This window comes from Paraburkholderia agricolaris, from assembly GCF_009455635.1.
GTDB classification, from domain to species: domain Bacteria; phylum Pseudomonadota; class Gammaproteobacteria; order Burkholderiales; family Burkholderiaceae; genus Paraburkholderia; species Paraburkholderia agricolaris.
In genome coordinates this window covers 1849960-1868428 of sequence record NZ_QPER01000001.1, presented here as the reverse complement: position 1 = coordinate 1868428, position 18469 = coordinate 1849960, and the positions used below count along the sequence as shown (strand labels likewise).

Annotated in this window: 13 protein-coding genes and 1 pseudogene; 5 read left to right on the top strand and 9 right to left on the bottom strand. The window is 59.9% G+C overall.

All coding sequences use genetic code 11. The features are described from left to right. Positions 1 to 209: 209 nt before the first annotated feature. A complete protein-coding gene (locus GH665_RS08465; protein ID WP_153135479.1) occupies positions 210 to 1397 on the top strand; it encodes an iron-containing alcohol dehydrogenase family protein in 1188 nt (395 codons plus the stop codon). Between the two features lie 72 nt (positions 1398 to 1469). Here GH665_RS08465 and GH665_RS08460 read toward each other — a convergent pair whose 3' ends face one another. Beyond that, positions 1470 to 3092, bottom strand: coding sequence for a GMC family oxidoreductase (locus GH665_RS08460; protein ID WP_153135478.1), 1623 nt, complete (start codon positions 3090 to 3092; stop codon positions 1470 to 1472). A gap of 533 nt (positions 3093 to 3625) precedes the next feature. Between GH665_RS08460 and GH665_RS08455 the strand changes: the two genes are divergently transcribed. Beyond that, on the top strand, positions 3626 to 4195 hold the full coding sequence (locus GH665_RS08455; RefSeq protein WP_153135477.1) for a DUF2889 domain-containing protein: 570 nt from the start codon (positions 3626 to 3628) through the stop codon (positions 4193 to 4195). A 143-nt stretch (positions 4196 to 4338) separates the two neighbouring features. Here the strand turns inward: GH665_RS08455 and GH665_RS08450 are convergent, their stop codons facing one another. From GH665_RS08450 to GH665_RS08425, 6 genes are all read right to left on the bottom strand, one after another. Continuing rightward, positions 4339 to 5619, bottom strand: a complete 1281-nt coding sequence (locus tag GH665_RS08450) for a CaiB/BaiF CoA transferase family protein (RefSeq protein WP_153135476.1) — start codon at positions 5617 to 5619, stop codon at positions 4339 to 4341. Positions 5620 to 5663: 44 nt separating this feature from the next. Then, positions 5664 to 6218 (bottom strand): carboxymuconolactone decarboxylase family protein, encoded by a 555-nt coding sequence (locus GH665_RS08445; RefSeq protein WP_153135475.1) that lies wholly within the window; start codon positions 6216 to 6218, stop codon positions 5664 to 5666. Between the two features lie 53 nt (positions 6219 to 6271). After that, entirely contained in the window at positions 6272 to 6880 is a 609-nt protein-coding gene (leuD, locus tag GH665_RS08440) for a 3-isopropylmalate dehydratase small subunit (RefSeq protein ID WP_153135474.1), read from the bottom strand. Position 6881: 1 nt separating this feature from the next. Next, the gene (leuC, locus tag GH665_RS08435) at positions 6882 to 8279 is read right to left on the bottom strand and encodes a 3-isopropylmalate dehydratase large subunit (RefSeq protein WP_153135473.1); all 1398 of its coding nucleotides are present in this window, start codon (positions 8277 to 8279) and stop codon (positions 6882 to 6884) included. A gap of 126 nt (positions 8280 to 8405) precedes the next feature. Then, a complete protein-coding gene (locus GH665_RS08430; RefSeq protein WP_153135472.1) occupies positions 8406 to 9740 on the bottom strand; it encodes an MFS transporter in 1335 nt (444 codons plus the stop codon). Positions 9741 to 10209: 469 nt separating this feature from the next. After that, positions 10210 to 11724, bottom strand: coding sequence for a 3-hydroxyacyl-CoA dehydrogenase (locus GH665_RS08425; protein ID WP_281357223.1), 1515 nt, complete (start codon positions 11722 to 11724; stop codon positions 10210 to 10212). A 485-nt stretch (positions 11725 to 12209) separates the two neighbouring features. Between GH665_RS08425 and GH665_RS08420 the strand changes: the two genes are divergently transcribed. Continuing rightward, positions 12210 to 13439: a CaiB/BaiF CoA transferase family protein gene (locus GH665_RS08420; protein WP_153135471.1), complete on the top strand. Its 1230-nt coding sequence runs from the start codon at positions 12210 to 12212 to the stop codon at positions 13437 to 13439. 138 nt (positions 13440 to 13577) lie between these two features. On the opposite strand, the gene GH665_RS08415 is transcribed toward GH665_RS08420, so the two are convergent. After that, entirely contained in the window at positions 13578 to 14357 is a 780-nt protein-coding gene (locus tag GH665_RS08415) for an SDR family oxidoreductase (protein ID WP_153135470.1), read from the bottom strand. A 306-nt stretch (positions 14358 to 14663) separates the two neighbouring features. Between GH665_RS08415 and GH665_RS08410 the strand changes: the two genes are divergently transcribed. Then, on the top strand, positions 14664 to 15458 hold the full coding sequence (locus GH665_RS08410) for an enoyl-CoA hydratase/isomerase family protein (protein WP_246216165.1): 795 nt from the start codon (positions 14664 to 14666) through the stop codon (positions 15456 to 15458). Positions 15459 to 15906: 448 nt separating this feature from the next. Here GH665_RS08410 and GH665_RS39070 read toward each other — a convergent pair. After that, a pseudogene (locus GH665_RS39070) lies at positions 15907 to 16554 on the bottom strand (sigma 54-interacting transcriptional regulator); the annotation flags it as partial. 1096 nt (positions 16555 to 17650) lie between these two features. Here GH665_RS39070 and GH665_RS08400 point away from each other — a divergent pair. After that, the gene (locus GH665_RS08400) at positions 17651 to 18430 is read left to right on the top strand and encodes an enoyl-CoA hydratase-related protein (RefSeq protein WP_153135468.1); all 780 of its coding nucleotides are present in this window, start codon (positions 17651 to 17653) and stop codon (positions 18428 to 18430) included. Positions 18431 to 18469 lie beyond the last annotated feature (39 nt).

Below are 18469 nucleotides of genomic sequence, written 5' to 3'. Positions count from 1 at the left end.
GCCTCTATGTCCACGGGGAATACACAAGACCTCTATTTTGCCGCGGGGGATGCGACGGATGGGGCGTAAGGCAAGCTTACCTCCGCGGCAATAAAAGCCGACCCGCGAGCGTGTCCGGTCGGTCTACACTAGGCAGGCCGACCCAGCACAACAGTTCAATTCACACCGGACGCTACAACCACCCCGTCAGAGAACGAACATCCCTCGCAATGAAAAGAGATCCCGTGCCGTTGTCGTTCCAACACGTGGCAGCCGAATTGCGGCTTTTTTGCGGCGAAAACTGTCTTTCGTCGTTGGAGCGAGAGCTGACGCGTGAAGGCTGCAGCCGCGCAGTCATCGTCAGCGGACGGTCCGTGCGCGATTCCCAGGCGATGGATTTACTGCGGCAAGTTCTCGGGCCCATGTTGATCGGAGAATGCATCACCGTACGGCCAAATAGCCCGCTGCCTTCCGTCATGGAGTCCGCGCAGATCATCGAAGATCTGAAGGCTGACAGCGTCATTGCCGTTGGCGGCGGTTCCGCCGCGGTCACCGCCCGTGCGGCCAGCATTCTTCTCGCGGAGAAGGCTCCCGCGCAAACACTCAGTACCAGACGGCTCCCGGACGGAACCTTTGAGAGCCCGCGACTGAGAGCGCCTAAGCTACCTCAGTTCATCGTACCCACCACACCGAGTACAGCCTTCGTTAAAGCCGGAAGCGCCGTCCATGATGAGGATACCGGACGCCGCCTCGCTCTGTTCGATCCCAAGACACGAGTCAAGGCGCTTTTCGTGCACCCGGAATTTCTCCGCACTGCACCCGACCCGTTGATCCAGAGCGCGAGTCTCAATACGCTTTCCACGGCCGTGGAAGCAATCGCCTCGCAAAAGTGCGACCCCATCTCCGAAGCTATGCTCATGCATTCGCTGCGTCTGATCGCGAACCATCTGAATAGCTCGAGCGTGAACGATACTCCGGGGCGCGAACGTCTCGTGCTTGCCGCAATTCTTTGTGGGCGAGGAACAGAGCATTCTGGCGGCGGCCTTGCTTCGGTTCTGGCCCATGCCATCGGTGCACATAGTGACATTGCGAATGGCATCGTGAATGCTATTGTTCTGCCGCACACAATGCGTTTTAATGCGCAGGACATAGACGAACGATTCGATGCGATCAGCGAAGCTTTGCTCGGCAAGTCCGGTGGCAGCTCACGCCCGGAGAAACCGATAGCCGCCGTTGACGCGATCGAGGCGTTGTTCGGAAGACTGTTGGTGCCTCATCGCTTACAAGACATCGGGATTGCTCGGGTCGATCTGCCCAAGATCGCCAGCGCTGCGATGTCTGACTGGTTCATCACACGCAACAGCCGGCTCGTGTCGAGCGAGGCGTCAATTCTCTCCATACTCGAGGCGTGCTGGTAAAGCAAAGTGGCGGCGACGTCGCATGGAAAGTCATGCGCCGCCACCCCTCCTCGCAATGGCTGCAATGTGGGTTCAGGCAGGCACCGCTCGAGCCTGCATTGCTTCAGCCAAAATAAGGTCGGCTCCTTTTTCACCGATCATGACACTCGGCGCATTGGTGTTCCCCGACGTCACCGTCGGCATGATCGACGCATCGATAACCCGGAGCCGCTCGACACCATGAACACGCAGGCCGGCATCGACTACGGCCATATCGTCATTCCCCATCTTGCAACTGCCCGCGGGGTGAAAAGCGCACTGCCCCTCCCGCTCCATGTAATCGATCAGCTGTTCGTCGGTTGCGACGCCGGGGCCGGGGGCAATTTCAGACAGAATCCGCGACGCAAGCGGCTCGCTGGCGTAAATACGGCGAATGGTGTGCAGGCCCGACAGCATGACGTCGACGTCAGACGGATCACCTAGATAGTTCGGGTTGAACGCGAGAGCCTGCAACGGGTCGGCGGATTTCAGCGTGATCTGGCCTTTCGACGCGGGACGCATGTTGTAGACCGATGCGCTGACGCCCGGATAATCGTCGACCTCGACGCTTCCGGTGGGAAGATAACGGAAAGTCATTGGGCGAAAGCTGATTTCAAGGTCGGCGTAGGGAACATCCGGTCCACTCTTGACGAAAGCCGCCGCCATCGAAGAGCCCAGCGCCAGATAGCCACGCCGCGTCGCAACGTAGCGGGCACCTTCCCAGTATTTTCGCCAACCGCTCAGTGCATGGTTATAGGAGCTCTCGCGAGTTGCCCTCGCCTGCACGCGTACCACGAAATGATCCTGCAGATTCCGCCCCACACCGGGTGCGTGAACCAGCGTGGAAATGCCATGCTGCTGCAGCATGGCACCATCGCCGATGCCTGAGAGCATCAGCACGTGCGGCGAATTCAAGGCGCCTCCGCAGACGATCACCTCGCGCCGTGCGGCGATTGTTCGGGTCGAATCGCCCTGGATCACCTCCACGCCCGTTGCCTGTCTGTCCTCGAACACGACACGGCGCACGTGCGTATTGGCTTGCACGACCAGATTGGTTCGATGCTTGACCGGCTCGATGTAGGCCGAGTACGCTGTTTGCCGAATGCCGTTCGAGATGGTCGCTTGCAAAAATCCGGCGCCATGCTCTTCAACGCCATTGATCTCTTCCAGCGTCGGAATGCCGTTCCTGCGAGCAGCCTCCAGAAACGCGAAGGCGCTCGGGTGCTTGACTGCTGGATCGCTGATCACCAACGGGCCCCCGGTGCCCCATAACGGGCCAGTAATCCGCTGGTTAGCCTCCGCGCGCTTGAAGTACGGAAGGACGTCCTCCCACCCCCACCCCGTGTTGCCCAGACTCGCCCAGTGATCGAAATCGCTGCGGTTACCCCGGACGTAGACCATGCCGTTTATCGCGCTGCTGCCGCCGAGCGTCTTACCTCTCGGCCAGTAAATCTGCCGATTGCGCAGAGTTGGCACAGGCTCTGTGAAATACTTCCAGTTGTAGTCTTCGTGTTTGAACAGCCTGCCCATTCCAGCTGGGGTGCGAATCCAGAAGTCGTCGGACGCGGGGCCGGCTTCAAGCAGGAGCACCCTCAATTCCGGGTTATCCGATAGACGCCGCGCTACTACGCAACCTGCTGAGCCCGCTCCAATAACAATGTAATCGTAGCTTTCCAATTTCGACTCTCTCGACAGTTCAGAGCATGACGACCCAGCGACCCGGCTCGACGATGCTCTTCGGAGGCGCACAGGGCCTCCACGTTTCAGCATGTTGAAATTCCCACGCCAGATTCAATTGATACGCTCGCGCCGTATCGGCAGCCATCGAGCTATAAAAGCAATTGAGATGCCAGTTTTGGATATTGAAGTGCTGAGATAGGTGTGGCCGTACTCACCCGTGCCGTCAAACGCGATGGACTGGCTGTGGTGCGCTTGCTAGATCGTTGAGAAAAACAGCATGATCGTCATGACACTTGTCGCGAGTTCCCCGTCTTGAAGCACGTCTGGTGAACCGGAGAAACGCAGTGAGTGTCCTTCGTGGCGACAGTCCGTGTATTCGCCTGCACGCCTCGGCCTCGCCCTCGGCCGGGTACCGGCCAGTCACGGGCCGGCTGGCGAGTCATCGCGTACGGAGACCGACGACACGCCGCAATTTGGCGTGTTTATTGCGTTGTCCACGCTTACAACATTCCAACCGCGAGGTCTCCAAAATGCCATTGTCGGCTCCTGTCCCTCGTCGCGACGTACACCACCGTGTCATCGACATGCATGGGTTTCGCCGCAAAGACGGGCTCTACGACATCGAAGCTCATCTCGTCGACACCAAGCCGTTTCCGATGGCACTCGTCAGCCGTCCTGAACCGTTGCCCGCCCGCATGCCTTTGCATGATCTTTCCGTTCGCGTGACTATTGACGACACGTTCCTGATCCGCAACATCGAAGCCTCTTCCGACGCCACTCCGTACGAGCTATGCAAAGAGGCCGAATCCACGCTGTCGGCGTTGGTCGGAGAACGGATCGCGGCCGGCTGGTCGAACATCGTCAAGCAGAAACTCCGTGGCGCTGCGAGCTGCACGCATCTGATGGAGATGATGATTCCGCTGGGCACGACCGCGTTCCAGGCTATCAGTGGCGCACGGAGAATCGGCCAGGCTACGGTGGACCCTGCGAAGCTGGCGGTCCGGCCCGACAGTTGTTACGCGTACTCGAGGCAACGCTCGGTGATCCGGCGCTTCTGGCCGGAGCTTGTCCAGCCTGACACAGACGAACGGCAAGAATGAGGGTGGTCGAATCGATCGGTGCCAGTTGACGTGGCGACCGAACGGCAGCTTCAGCTGGCGCGATCGAGCCGCCCCAGCCGCGCGCCCTCGCGCGTGGGCGGAGGATGATCGAAGTCGACCATCCTCGCATGGGGCTCATGAAATCACTTAAGCGCACCCTGTACCGCGGCTGCGCCGAAGGCGCCCGCTTCGGCCAGCGTTTCAAGCCGCTCCCGGTTGTATCCCAGCCATTCGCCCAGAACGTCGAGTGTGTGTTCGCCGACGCGCGGCGCCGGCGCGGGGTCGGCCAACGGCGTCTGCGCATAACGAATCGGCAGCGCGATATTTGGCACCCAGCCCAACTCAGGATGAGGAATTCGCGTAACGATCTGCTGCTCGTGCGCTTCCGGGGATCGAATTGCCTCGCCGACTGTCCGCAACTCGCCGCACGGCACGTTTGCCGCGCGCATACGTGCTTGCCAGTACTCCCACGGCTGCCTGGAAAACTCGTCCTGCAGCAGGCTGAAAAGCGTCTGCCGTTTCGCGACACGGTCCTTGTTGGTCGCGTACGCCGGGTCGCTAGCCACCTGAGGAAGATCCAACACCTGAGTCATCAATCGCTGGAAGATTTGCGTGTTCCCGCAATTGATAAGAAACGACTGATCCATCGATTTGAAGACGCCCGACGGACAGGTATCCGGACTGGTGTTGCCTGGCCTGACCGGCCCCTTCCCCGTGTAGAGCTCTTGCAGCGGGGCATAGCCGGTCATGAGGACAGCGGTATCGAAGAGCGCGACTTCCACTGCCTGTCCCTTGCCGGTTCTCGCCCTTGCAACGAGCGCGCCGAGAATCGCGTTACTGGTCATCATTGCAGTACTGATGTCCATGACCGGCGAAAGCGCTCGCACCCCTTCGCGATCCGGGTATCCATTCATGGATATGAAACCGCTTTCCGCCTGGGCGATAGGATCGAAGCCGAGGCGATCAGCAAACGCGCCTTTTCGCCCATACGCGGATACTGAGCAGAAGATCAGTCCCGGATTGCTTTCACGAAACGTTTCGTAGCCGAGCCCCAATCGCTCGATAACACCCGTGGAGAAGTTCTCGACGACGATATCCGCTTTCGCCACGAGTTCACGCGCCAACGCCAACCCTTCTGAAGACTTCAGATCCAGCGCGATACTGCGCTTGTTACGATTGGTCCACGCGTAGGGCACGCCGCCACCGAACTCCGGCACCATCGGCGGATATTGCCGGAAATCGTCTCCTTTGCCGGGGGATTCAACCTTGATTACTTCAGCGCCCATGTCGGCGAGGATCATGGTTGCGAAAGGACCCGCGATGAAATGAGTAAAGTCGACGATGCGGATGCCCTGAAGCGCCAGTTCTGCGCCCTCGGTGCGAGGCCGATGTGTGGGAAAGTCTGCTTCGAGCTGATTGAACATGGTAGTTTGACTTGCGTTGCTGACGCTTTGATTGAGGGAGCGCTTTACTTCGACCCGCGGAACGCACTGTAGAGATTGACGTAGCCGTGCTCGATCCGCTTTTTGGCTCGTTTCACAGCATGCTCGCGAGTCATCGGTATAAAGCCGTACCCTTGAACGAGCCGTTGCATGAAGGCGGCGCGCCCAGTTATCGCAATCGCGTCGTGAAGCGCGTGTTCGTCCCAACCTGCAGCGAACACCGAATCCGCGTCCGCCTGAGATATCTGCCCCGGCGTCAGACTCAGCTTGCGAACGAAAGCCAGCAGCGGCTTCAGGCGTGGTTCGAGCGGAGCGGAGTCGGGATCGTTGATCAGGCGTTCGATCAGACCGTTTTCGATACCGCGTTCATACGCGACTTCCGAATGCGCCACATAAACGAAGTCGCAACCCGCGACGCCGGCCGCATACGCCAGGATCAGTTCCCGTTCGGCCTGACTGAGCGGCGAAGGGCCGTTCATCATTGCCTCGCTCATCGTCGACCAGGGGCCGTAGATATCCGGATACTTCGTGAATATGCTGGGAGGACCCGCTTCGTCGGGCAGCGATTTAAAGAATGGCATATCGGTCAACCTTTCTGCTTACGTGAAATGGAAACAGGTACGTACCTGATGGATTAAAAAAGCCAATCGAACCGCTGGCGGTAGGATTGCTCGAACTGGGCGATGTCACTGTCGTACTCCAGAGTCAAACCGACTTCGTCCAGGCCTTCGAGCAGGCAGCGTCTTCGAAACGGATCGATCCTGAATCCGTAGGTGGCACCGTCGGGTGCCGTCACAATTTGCCGGACCAGATCGACACGTAGCGTCGCGCCCGGATTCGCGTGGAGTTGCTCGCGTAGCGCGATGCAGGTACCGATATCCAGTTCGACGGGCAGCAGCCCACTCTTCAGCGAATTGCGATAGAAGATTTCACCGAAGTCCGACGCGATCACGCAGCGAATACCGTAGTCCACTAGACTCCAGGGCGCCTGCTCGCGGCTCGATCCGCCGCCGAAATTGCGGTCCGCCACAAGAATGCGAGCGCGGCGAAACGGTGCCTGGTTCAGCACGAAATCCGCAACCTCGCTACCGTCCTCGCGAAAGCGCATGTCGCGGAACAGGAAGTTCCGGTACGCGTCCGTGCGCGGCCGGCGCAAGAATCGGGCGGGCAATATCTGGTCAGTGTCGACATTCGATCGGTCCAGCGGCGCAGCGACATCGTCGAGCGTAACGAACGGTTCCATCTCAGACCTCGAACTTGCGCACATCGGTGATGCGCCCTGTCAGGGCGGCGGCCGCCGCCATCGGTGGGCTGACAAGATGCGTGCGGCTCCCCGTGCCCTGACGTCCAATGAAATTTCGATTCGACGTCGACGCGCAACGCTTGCCTTGCGCAACCCGATCGCCATTCATCGCGACGCACATCGAGCATCCTGATTCGCCCCACTCGAACCCTGCGTCGCGGAAGATGCGGTCGAGACCCTCGGCCTCTGCCGCGAGCTTCACCTGAGTTGACCCTGGCACGACGAGTGCCGGCACAACTGCGCGGCCCCCCTTGACGATTTTCGATGCGGCCCGCAGGTCCTCGATTCGCGCGTTGGTGCACGAGCCGATGAAGACCTGATCGATCCGGATATCGGAGAGCGCCATCCCCGGTAAAAGTCCCATGTAGTCGAGCGTTCGCAGTTGATAAGCGCGCCGCTCAAGGTCGGACTCGTCCAACGGATCGGGCACCCGGCCGTCGACCGGCAGTGCATCTTCGGGGCTGTTGCCCCAGGTCACCATCGGCGCGAGCGCGTTGGCGTCGAGCGAGATCTCTTTGTCGAACACGGCGTCCTGGTCGGATGGCAACGTGCGCCACCAGGCGAGTGCCTTGTCCCACTTCGCACCATTGGGCGCAAACGGACGGCCCGCGAGATAGGCGTACGTGGTGTCGTCCGGCGCGACCATGCCGGCCCGCGCCCCCGCTTCAATCGACATGTTGCAAACCGTCAGCCGTTCTTCTATCGACATCGCTCGCAGAACCGGACCGGCGTACTCGATGACGTATCCGGCGGCGCCGTTTGCACCGAGCCTCGCGATGATGGCCAATATCAAATCTTTGGCCGTGACGCCTGCGGGTAATGCGCCCTCGACCGAAACCCTCAAAGTCTTCGCGCGCCGTTGCCAGATGGTCTGGGTGGCGAGGACATGAAAGACGTCGCTTGCGCCGAGCCCGAAGGCCAGTGCACCCAGTGCGCCATGTGTCGAAGTGTGCGAATCTCCGCAAACAAGCAGCATCCCCGGTTGGGAAATGCCTTGCTCCGGTCCTACGACATGCACGATCCCCTGGCGCGGATCATCGAGCCCGAAATGGACGATGCCGAACTCCCTTGAGTTCATTGACAACGCTTGTACCGCACGTCTTTGATCGGGATCTGCGATGGCTTCCACATCGCGGCTTCTGGAGGAAACGCCGTGGTCAGGCGTGGCGAACATCTGGTCCGGTCTACGCACGCGCAAATTGCGCTGATGCAGCGCGTCGAATGCATGATTGGACCCGTCCTGAACGATATGACGTCCGACGTGCAACAGCGTCTGTCCATCTTCTCCTTCCAGAATGCTGTGTGCCTCCCATATCTTTTCGTACAAGGTCTTACTCATGCCAATGCCCTGCAAAGCCTGCGCTCGCATACGACGACGGATTATCTGAACACGTGATCACCGTAAAGGCACCGCATATAGAGCGCGAGATCATGGCGAAATCGTTCCTCGTTGCTGACGTCACGGTTATCGAGCCTGTTCAAGTTGAAGCGTCGATCTGCGAGAAAAGAACGGATAAAAGATCAACGTCGAAGCAACCAGCAGCACGCTGCCGGTGTAGAGGCTGATGGTGAATCCGCCGGTCGCTGTCTTGATCAATGCGAGGCCATAGGGCCCGACGATCCCGGCGCTGCCGTGAATGACCGTGACGATCGCGAGCCCGGTGGCAGCCACCCGGCCGCTGAAGATACGTCCGGGAAATGTCCAGAGCATCGCGTAAGCGCTCACAAAACCCGCCCAGGTCAGGCATAGGCATAGCAACGTCAGGAGTGTGTTCGACGGGAAGAACGTCGTGAGCAGCAATCCCACGGCCGCCGTGAGCGCGGAGCCGATGTAATGCCAGCAACGCTCGCCAGTCGCGTCTGAGTGCTTCGCCACCAGCACTGAGGTCACCACGCCGCAGATAGCGGGCAATGCCGAATAAATCCCGACCTCCATGACCGTGAGACCCATCCCCTTCAGCAGAGTTGGCTGCCAGAAGGTCAGACCGAACTGGGGAATGAGCATCAGAAAGCCCGTGAGGCCAAGCACCCAGAGACGCGGGTCACGCGCGACGGTGAGGAAATCCTGCCGGTCGAGCGTGTGATGCGCGACATTGCTATCCTGGATGAGATTTTGTACGCGGCGGCGTTCGTCCCGAGTCAGCCAGGTTGCTTTATCCGGGCTATCGGCTAGAACGCGATACGCCACGAAAGCGAGAACGAGGCATGGCAGGCCCTCCATGATGAAAAGCCATTGCCACCCTTTGAAGTTGCCGACACCGTTAAGATACGTCATGAATCCAGCGGCAAGCGGCCCCGACACGATCCCTGCGCAGCTCGGCGCGGTATAAAACATCGCACAGGGTTGGCCCCGTCGCTGGGTGGGATACCACAGCGTGATGTAGTAAAGCGCCCCTGGCACCAGGCCCGCCTCGAATACGCCGATCATGAAACGGAGAATGTAAAACTCCGTAGGTGTCATTACAAGACTCATCGCGGCGCTGCACAGGCCCCACAGAATCATGATGCGGAATAACGTCTTCCTGAGACCAATGCGAGCCAGAACGATGTTGCTGGGGATCTCGAACGCAATCAGCCCGAAGAAAATAAGGCTGGCACCCAGACCGAAGACGGGATCGCTGAAGCCCAGATCATCCTTCATGCGCAAATGCGCGTACGCGACGTTCGTGCGGTCGAGATAGTTGAAGAAATAGACGAGCCAGAGGACTGGAACGATACGGGTCGTTATCTTGCGGAATAGATGATTGTCCGAATCCACCAGTTCGGCAGCTTCTTCGATCCGGCCTGCATTGCTGTTCATGTGCGTGCCTCCCCCATAAACTCGCCAACGCAAACGACAGACAGCGATGGACTCGTCAACTGCGGCTTGCGTATGCACGAGAACATAGCTCGCTGGTGCATCAAGGGGTCCATCTCCGTCTCCTGACTTTTTGTACGAACTGCTTTGGTCACCGTCGTTTATTCGATGCGCTAATTGCGCACCGATTTACGCAGGGCCGACAAACGTGGCTTCATGCACGCCAGGCGCGTTGCAATCGCGATGGCGAGCGGCGCTGAACGCAGGTGAGATGCGATTGAAGCTCATTGAGGCAGCCCTGCGGTTCATAATGCAAGTCGCATACCATGCGCGGGAGCCCGTTGTATGCCCTGCAACAGACACCCTGCGGGGCCGAACTGCGTTCGCGAAAGACACGGCGTGTGTCCCGTACCGACACGCGTTTTTGCGTGTTCGCTTACAACATGGCACCGTCGGCTTCGACAGTCGCTCGCTAGAACGAACGATCAGGCGTAAGAAGAGACATCGAGAGCTTCGCCCGACGCACCAGCCAGGGCGATGGGCGGTAGCGTTGGTCTCCAAACGTCGCGTACAACCCCTCGAGAATCGCCAGCACACGCTTCGGATCGAGACGATCGCCCCACTCAAATGGCCCGGCCGGATAGCCGAGACCAATTCGTACTGCCGCATCAATATCTTGCGGCGATGCGATACCCTGCTGAGCCATCTCACAGGCGAGGTTGACGATGCACGCTACGACACGTGGCGCGACGAATCCAGGCGAGTCCGTAACCACAAAACTTTTGATAGATTGCATCGCGAATATCGAGCGTGCCGCATCGACGGTCGTGGCGGTCGTACCCGGACAAACCATCAGCGTCACGCCGTTGGCGCTACCGAACACGGGATCGATTCCGACGGCTTTCGCCGCGTCCAGTTGCAGCTCCGCCACCGTCGCAGACATATCCCGCTTGAGCGGCGCAAGCAATAAAACGTCGGCTTCGTGCGGGGTTTCGACGCGCCGGCAGGTGCTCAATAGCGCAACGACGGACTCAGGAAGCGCCTCATCACCGGTTGCCGGCCACCACACCGCGGGCTCGAGCGTGCCGGTCAAGGGTGCCCGGGCTGACTCTACCTTCGCGCCCTTCCCGTCATATGCATAGAAGCCCTGCCCGGTCTTGCGGCCAAGCAATCCGGCAAGCAGACGCGTGCGTGCGAGCGTGACAGGCCGATAGCGATCGTCGCCGTAGAACTGGGAATGAATCGACTCCATCACCGGAACCGACACATCCAGCCCGGTCAGATCCAGCAACTCGAATGGCCCCATGCGAAATCCCGCACATGATCGAAGAATCGCATCGAGAACATGATGTTCCGCAGCACGCTCGGCGAGAAGCTTGAGGCCTTCAGTCACGAAGGCGCGCCCAGCGTGATTGACGACGAATCCTGGAGAATCCGACACCACGATCGCGCGATGACCGATCCTCTCAGACAGATTCGCGAGCAGACGCACCGCTTCGGCGTCCGTACGCGGCGCCTGAATCACCTCTACCAGCTTCATACGTGGCACTGGATTAAAGAAATGCCAGCCGGCCACTCTTCCTGGATTCACACACGCCCCCGCAATTGCGGTGACACTGAGTGAAGATGTATTGGTCGCGAGCACGCACTCGGGTCCGACTGCGGCTTCCAGTGCACACAGCAGTTGCTGTTTGACATCGAGCCGCTCGACAATGGCTTCGACCACCATATCGCAACCTGCCAGATCTTCAAGAGTGCGGGCCGTCGCCACCCTTTGCAGTGCTGCGTTCGCGTCAGCCTGAGAGAGCTTGCCTCGCGCAACGGCGCTCATCAGGTCTTCCCGCACGAAACCTGTCGCGCTGGACACAGCATCCTGGTTGGCGTCGAATAGCTGGACGCTACAGCCGGCCAACGCACAGACCTGCGCAATGCCTCGACCCATCGCACCCGCACCCACCACTCCGACTCTCTGTATTTCCTCTCTCAATCTCAGCTCCCGAATGACATAGGCGCCAGACGGCGCGCGCGGTCCACCGATTTGCAACATGCATGCCATGTGCGGATGCAGTGGTGCGCGTAATCATGTGGTCGCCGATGGCTTCCTCGAACGGCGTGTTGACGGCCGCTGTACTCGTAGACTCCACGTGCGTGGGGCTGGAATACGGGGCCGCTGAAAGCGGGTCAGGCAACGGTATTCAAATTGCGCGGCGCGCGGCACGTGTCTATCGGAAGGACAGGTGCGTTGCGCGACAACGCAGGTGGCCTCGTCGAATACACGTGGAGGTGTCAGCGGGCAACCGCGAACGGGAGCTTCATGCCCACCCATGATCAACGCCGATGGATGTGGGATCACGATGACAACCGCTGCATCTCTGCATTGCCCACCCTGCGGGTTCAGCGGATTGCCACACCCCGCCGCGGTGGCACGGGACTTGCCATGGTTTCCGCCCAGATAGACACAACCCAGAGACCATGACCGATTTCGACCATCTGCCGCCTCCGCGCGAAGGCGCACGCCTGAAACTGCTCGACGGCGTGCGTGTACTCGATCTGACCACCTCCGTGGCCGGCCCTTACGCCACGCTGCTGCTGGCCGATCTCGGCGCCACGGTCGTCAAGATCGAACAGCCCGGCCAGGGCGACGATGTACGCGCCTGGGGGCCGCCCTTTCTCGACGGCGAGTCGCTGTGGTTTCTCAGCGTCAATCGCAACAAGCACAGCCTGACACTGGATTTTCGCAAGCCTGCGGGACTGGACGTGCTCAAGCGCATGGTGGCCTGTGCCGACGTCGTTGTGGTCAACAGGACTGCTTCCGTACAACGCAAGCTCGGCATCGATGCCAGGAGTCTCCAGCACATCAATCCACGGCTGATTCACGCGTCGATCTCGGGGTTCGGGCTGGAGGGCGAGCGTAGCGAGCTGCCGTGTTACGACCTGATCGCCGAAGGTTATAGCGGCGTAATGGACCTCACGGGCGAGGCGCATACCGACCCGCAGAAGATCGGCACGCCCGCCGCCGATCTGCTCTCGGGCACCGACGCCGCGCTCGCGGTACTGGCCGCGCTTGTCGATCGCAATCGTACTGGCGAGGGACACTGCGTCGATGTGTCGATGGTCGAGAGCATGACGCGGTTCATGACGCCACGCATCGTGCCGTATCTGGGTTCGGGCGAGGTGCCGCAACGCTCCGGCGGGCGCGACAGCGTCATCGCGGTGTATCAGGTGTTTCAGGCCGCAGATGCACCGCTCACCATTGGCCTCGGCAACGATGGCATTTGGGCCAGGTTCTGGGCCGCACTCGGCGAGCCGCAGACCGGCAACGCGCCCTGCTACGCGAGCAACAGCGAACGACGGCAGTTACGCGGAGAGATCGTCGAGAAGATCCAGGCGATCATCGCCACGCAATCGCGCGACTATTGGCTCGACATATTTCGCGAGGCACGGATTCCGGCCGGGCCGATCAATCGGGTGGACGAGGTCGCCGCCGATGCGGAACTGCATCGGCGCGGGTTCTTCTACGCCGCAACGCGCGATGGTGTGCGCATACCGCAGGTGGGCCTCGGCATCCACGTGGACGGCAATGCGCAGACATATCGCAAGGCCCCGCCGCGTCTCGGTGAAGACAGTGATGACGTGCTTCGCACGTGGCTCGACATGAACATCGACGAGTGTGAGAGGCTGCGCCACGACGGTGTGATCTGAAATGACATTCTGAACATGAGTGACCGCACCCACGTTTTCGACCGTGAGTGCGGCACCTTCACATCCGAAGCGACAATAAAGAACGCGGTGATAAGGCAGCCTCGCCCCCCTATCGCCGCTATCTCAATCGCCCGTCTCTTAGGCGGCTACGTACTTCAACCACCTGCCGCCGTCCACGATCAGGTTCTCGCCGGTCACATACGATCCCAGGCTCGACGCCAGATAAACGGCCGCATTCGCAATGTCTTCTTTCTTGCCGAAGCGCCCAAGCGCCGTTTTCTTCGCTTCGAGCTCGCCACGGCCCCCTTCGATGTACATGCGCTGCACACCTTCCGTGTCGCCGATCGGACCCGGCGAGATGGTATTCACACGTATGCCGTCGCCACCCCACTCCACCGCCAGTGTTCGCGAAAGCGAGAGGATGCCTCCTTTCGCTGCAGCGGCGTGGGCAGCCTGCGGCCAGCCGGTGACCCCGAGCATCGTGATGATGCTGATAATCGAGCCACCATGTTTCGATTGCCTGAGATGCGGGTACGCCGCATGGCAGCCGTGGAAGGTGCCGTTCAGATCGATGTCGATCACGGTGCTCCAGCCTCGCGGCGACAGTTCCGCAGTGGGGCAAACGAAGTTACCCGCGGCATTGTTCACCAGAATATCGAGCGATCCGAACTTCTCCACTGTCGCCTCGACGGTCGCCTTGACCTCGTCGTAATTGCGCACGTCTGTTTTGCGGGCGACCGCGATGCCGCCTGCTTCGGTGATCGCTTGCGCCGCGGCCTGAACACGCTCCTCATTTCGACCAATAAGCATCAACGAAGCGCCCAGCTTCGCATACGCCGTGGCGATCTCCAGGCCGATGCCGCTGCCGCCTCCCGTGATCAGCGCCACGCGCCCCTTCAGTGTGTCATTCGTGAACATCAAGTTCTCTCCGTTGGTTCCTACCGTCGTTGGGCAGCCTTCGTGGCAACCCTGGTCCGCGTCGATTAAGGCAAGGTCCGTGCCGATTGCCAGCAAACACGCTCATCCACACCCGCATTCGTTGGATCCACGAGGACGTCGCGAGTCGCGCGCGAACTTAGGAACAAAATGTGTTTGCTCGGTGGACGCGGATGTTCTCGCCGAGAACACTTATTCGCCCGTCGCCAGTGAATGAGGCATTGACCGAATTGGCATGGCAGTTGCATCAACGGAGGTCTACCAATGAGAGATATCAAGGAGCGACAGGTGACAAAACAACTGGTGAGCACAACGACCGAAGGTTCAGTGCTCGTGATCAAGCTGTGCAGCCCGGAGAATCGCAATTCCCTCACGAGCGAACTTCGAGAACAACTCGGTGACGCAATCGAGCGCGCTGAAGGCGATCGCGCCGTTCGCTCGGTGTTCCTCACCGCTGACGGACCCACGTTCTGCTCTGGCGGCGACCTCAAGATGCTGAAAACGGCGTGCGATCCATGGCCCGTGCATCGCCGCTTCCGCAATCTGAGCCGCTGGCTGACACCGCTGATCACGCTGGACAAACCCGTTGTTGTAGGCGTTCGAGGTGCGGCTGTGGGCGGCGGTATGGGACTCGCACTGACAGGCGACATGCTGATTGCTGGCGAAGGCGCCAGATTCATCACGGGCTTCTTCAGGATCGGCGCGCTTCCAGATATTGGCACCATGTACCACCTGCCTCGCCTGATCGGCATGGCGCGCGCAAAGAACCTGCTGTTTAGCGGCGCGACGATATCGGCGCAGGAAGCTTTGGACCTCGGACTGGTCGCCAAGGTGGTTCCTGACGATGAAGTCGAAGCTGCGGGCCTAGCAGAGGCAGCGCGTCTCGCCGAAGGACCCGCGGAAGTCATGGGGCTTGCGAAAACACTGATGGCACGAAGCTTTGAAACATCGCTTCATGACATGTTCGCCTTCGAAGGTCTCGGCCAGGCGTTGGCCATGTCGAGTCCGGAATTCCGCGAAGGTCTGGACGCAGCACTGGAGAGCCGTCGGCCGGACTTCGTGCACGCAGGAGCGGAGAAATAAGAGAGAAAGCTGGAGAGCGTTCAGCCGAAATGGCGGAAATGCAACCGCGTGAATCATAGCTTTGCGAGAACGGCGCTTGCACCCGCTCTCGCAAAGCCCTCATGCCTAACGGAATATGCTCGCGTCCGTTCAGACGCCAAGCCCCATTTGCGCGAGCCGCTTGTAGAGATAGGACCGCGAAATGCCCAAGCTCGTCGCGACGCGTTTTTTTGTTGCCGTCGTACTGTGCCATCGCCTTGCGAATCATCTGCTCCTCAACCTGCTCCACCGCCGTGCTCACATTCAGTGTCTCCGGTATGGCGGCAGGAACGGCGATGCGATCCTGGTTCGCGAAACTTCGCGTGGGCATCATCGTCGAAAACTCGACGGACGCGGATTCGAGCAGCCCGAAATCGGCAGCATGGATGACATCCGACTCGCTGAAAATGGCCGCGCGTTCAACGGTGTGCATGAGTTGGCGCACATTGCCAGGCCACGACTGGGTCTGCAGAAATTCGAGTGCCTCATCCGAGAGTCGTTTCGGTTGATGGCCGTGCCGCTCGGCAAAATGGTTGAGCGCCAGTTCCGCGAGAAGCGGAATATCGTCGAGTCGCTCGCGCAGAGCCGGCATGCGGATCACCACGGCGCCAATCCGATAGAAGAGATCCAGCCGGAATGTGCCCTCGTCGATCATTGCCTCGAAATTGCGGTTGCTTGCGCTAATAAGACGGAAATTCGAATGCCGCGGCTCGCTTCCGCCGACCCGCTGAAACGAACCGTCCTGCAGCACCCGCAATAGCTTCACCTGCACTTCAGCGGGCATGTCGCCCACCTCGTCGAAGAAAAGACTGCCTCCGTCCGCCTGCTCGATCTGGCCGCGCCTGCCCTTACGCTCCGCGCCTGTAAACGAGCCGCCCTCGTAGCCGAAAAGCTCACTCTCGACGAGCGTAGACGGAAGTGCCGCCGCATTGACCATCACGAGGCTCGCATCGCGCCGACCGCTCAGTTTGTGAATCGCGTGCGCCGCCATTTCCTTCCCGGTACCGCTTTCACCCGTGAGCAAAACTGGCACGTCCAGTGGTGCAACCTTAATGATCTGCTGCTTTAGCCGCTGCATCGTGAGGCTCTCGCCGACGATCTGATCAAGGCCATAGCTGCGAGTCTTCAGATCCTTGAGTTCGCGCCTGTAATACGCCACCTCGGATTTGAGCTTGGCAAGCTCGCTCGAAAACGCCTGCAACTGCTCAGGACCTTTGAACATGACCTGACCAATCGCGCCAACGGTTTCACCACGGCCATTCATGATCGGATGTCGCGTCACGACACGTGTGACGCCGCGCATCTCCTGCAATGAGCCGATCTCCGCCTTTCCGGAAGCCGCCACCTGATGGAGTTGCGTGTTCTCGATTACTTCAGTCACCGGACGGCCGATTCCACTCCCTGCTTTCATGCCGAAAAAGCGCTCGTGGACCGGACTCATGTAACGCAAGATCCCTTCGCGATCGACCACGGTGAGCGCTTCGAACGGATTCGTCAGAAAGTGAGCGAGGATGTCGCTCGCGAAGTCCACAGAGCCGACGAACTCGAAAAGCGCGTCACGCCCCTCTCGCACCATGGCAATCAGGATCGTTGAGTCAGTGGCAGGCAGTACCACCACCACCACGGGCGACGCGTCCGGGCCTTCCACGGAAAAGAGTCGCCGCTCCCGGCGTCTCGCCTCGTGCCAACCGGCGATGATGCGCGTTGCCATCTCGCGTTGCTCGGCGATGCCGCTCGCAATCAGTTCCTTGCCGTCCGCAGCCAGAATCAGTACGCCGCGTAGTGTGGAAGCTGATGCACGTTGCCGAACCAGTTCTCGTGTCTCCATCATTTTTCCTGTGTCTCCACCACGAGCATCGGTGTTTTTGGATGATTGATCTGTACTCGTCGTGGACACAAGCCTACCACCGGGAATGCAGTGCATTACCCGTAATTTCAGCTAGGACTTATCTTCCTCGCTCATGAATCAGTTAGTTCGGTTGACTATGGCCCCGTCAGCAGGGGCTCGGATCGGTTGCCGGTTTTGACTCGCCTAAGGGAAACGAGGGTAAGCACCAACCACCCCTCGGATTATCGCGAATGGCACGCACCTTGCAGAAGTGATCGCATTGTGCGGCCGAGTCTGAGAGCAAAGCGGCAAATGCGCCTGAACCATCTTAACGGAGGAGAAAACGATGCAGTTCGAGGAAATCATTTATCACGAAGAGGGGCCCATCGGTTTCATCACGCTGAACCGTCCTCACGACGGCAACATGTTCACAGCTCGCATGTGCCATGAAATTCGTGACTGCATCAACGAGATCCGGCGCGAAACGCGTACCCGCGTGATCGTGCTAACCGGCGCCGGCGACAAGTTCTTCTGCACCGGCGGCCGAAAGGACGGCATGGAAGATTCCCTCCTCTACGCCGGCGTACTGCCGACGCTCGAAATGTACGAAAGCATCGACAGGCTGCAAAAGCCGGTGATCGCGTCCGTCAACGGATATGCCGTCGGCGGCGGAAACGTCCTGCAAATGGTATGCGACATCACGATCGCAAAGGAGAGCGCAGTCTTCCGTCAGGTCGGCCCCATAGTCGGTAGCTTCGACGCCGGCTACGGCACGTGGTACCTGGAAGACCTCGTGGGGAAAAAGCGCGCCAAGGAGATGTGGTATCGCAACCCCAAGCTAAGCGCTCGCGAGGCGCTGGAGTGGGGGCTCATCAACCAGGTGGTGCCCGACGCCGAGTTGCCGGACGCCACGCGCAAGTTTGCATTGGAAATCGCGGAACGCGGGGCATTTGCGCTGGCATCGATCAAGGCCGCATTCAACGCGAGACACGGCGGCGTATCCGGTCTGTCACGGATGGCACACGATCTCCTGCTACGCGGCTACCTTGAGACCGACGAACACACTGAACTCGCAGCGGCTTTCGCCGAACGCCGCAGCCCCGACGCCGATCGTTTCGGTCACTGAAAAGCGAGACTTCCGGAGTTCCGACCATGTCGCACCTTC